We start from the raw sequence: 1,878 nt of genomic DNA on the forward strand, positions 1-1,878 counted from the left end.
ATCTCCTTCATATTATTCAGTACCAAGTGCCCTATTTCTTTTGATAATCTATATTATCATAAGTAATAATCTTTACAATAATCCGAGTAAGAATAACAATAGATCCATACCTGGCTATTAACCAGTAGCATTAGAGCTATTAATTAAAGCAATATGCACCTGTCTCGTGCTGGTGTAAACACGGAACTGTGTCGTTCAGCCCGAGTCACCGCGACTCTGAGCAGATAACGTGCTTGGGCAACAACATGTGGATCCGAAGGGTCTCGGACGTACCGACCCTGAAACTCACCTTCAAAAACAATCGTTTCCGTAAACTGCTTTGCCTTGGATTTGTGCATGGTCATAACCAGCACGCCTCTCGGCTCTGATTTGCTCATCGAGAAATGTTCTTCCATCAACGAATCCCGAACCGCTTGTTCTGCGCCTTCGTATGTCCCCCGACCGCGCCATAACTCACCCAGGCGACCGCTGAGAACTGTTCCGCGATGCATTAGGCGAAGATACTTTGAGTCTTCTACGATCTGCTTGATTTCACGGATACCATACTGGTGATCTTCAATCACTGAGCGCACGTTAAGCCAATCCGTTGCGGGGTCTCCCGTCAACTGGATTGCATCACATGCCTTCAGAACGTCATCGACACTAGCCAAAATTGCTTTCTGGTTAGACCCTCGGGCTTTTCGCTCGTTCTCGATATGTTCTTCGAGGAATTTGGCAACCTTTGCACTGGCTTGCGTCGGCCCCTTTTCCCCTCGGTTACCCTTGATGTGTCCAATAACGGCTCGGATCATCCTGATTCGTGCATCCGCAACGTCTGACGACGCAATTTCTAGGAGAACACCAATTAATAACGCCGCTAAGGACGGTCCCGCCGTTTCCAGCGCAACGTGATGCTCAATGCTGGGAAGTTGCCCTGCACCAATAGGTTGCCCTGCACCAATAGTCTGCTCAGATCCAATGTAAGCTGACACGCTCAGCATCAACTGCTTCGAAGGTACGAGAATAGCCACCGACCAGTCCTTAATCCCTGCCTTTCGAATATCCTGCATCCTTCGCAGCAAATGGACTTTGATGTCTAGCAAGCCTGAAGTCGGCTTTCTGAATGGATACAGGTGGAGCGAAACGTCGTCATACTTTTGACCTCGATTAGCTCCAACCAAAAGATCGTTGCCAAATTGCACGATGTCTGTGCCGTTGCTTCGATTGTTCTGGTTCTCAAAGTCGAAAAGGCTTGGATTAAATCGGTCCTGAAAATGAGCTTGGCGTTCAGGCGATGCACCACGGAACTCGTAGATTCGTTGTTCGGGGTCCGCAAGTGCTAACACGGTGGAATGCTCGCCAAGCAACCGAATCACCTCCCACTCCGCATCGTTGGTATCTTGAAACTCATCTAAAATCAGAACAGGATAAGCATCGGAACAGATTCTTCGTATCGCCTCACTTCGTTTAAGCATCTGGGCTGCCAGCGGTGCAAACAGATCGAAATGAAGAAAGCCCTCTTCAAAAAACAGCCTCTCCTTCTCACTCTGACGATTAGCTTCTTCACTGATACCTGCTAGCGCGGCAGCTGCCTCTGGTGGTGCTAATAACTGGATTGGATTGGCACGTTCGAGCAGTAAATATCCATGTGTTCTCAACAGGCTCCAAAGGAACCCATGATATGTGTCAATCTGGATTCCGGCTTTAATTTTGGGAGCAAGCATGTGCTGTGCTCGTTCCTCTACTCTGGTAATCGTGGTTCTAGCAAAGCTGAGAAAAAGAATTTTTTGCCCTGGCTGTATTTGCTCTTGCTCAATAATGTTGCCTGCTTTTAGAAGCGCAATCGTTGTTTTACCGGAGCCTGGTCCCCCCATGACGAGCAAGTGACCGGCTGTGCTC

At 48.3% G+C, this 1,878-nt stretch carries 1 protein-coding gene; it reads right to left on the reverse strand.

From position 1 onward, the window contains the following. Positions 1-143 precede the first annotated feature (143 nt). Positions 144-1,878: UvrD-helicase domain-containing protein (locus ACOCD2_RS18250; RefSeq protein WP_419588539.1), on the reverse strand; the 1,735-nt coding region annotated here is incomplete at its 5' end.

It is taken from the genome of Thiolapillus sp., assembly GCF_048562965.1.
GTDB lineage: Bacteria > Pseudomonadota > Gammaproteobacteria > Chromatiales > Chromatiaceae > Thiolapillus > Thiolapillus brandeum_A.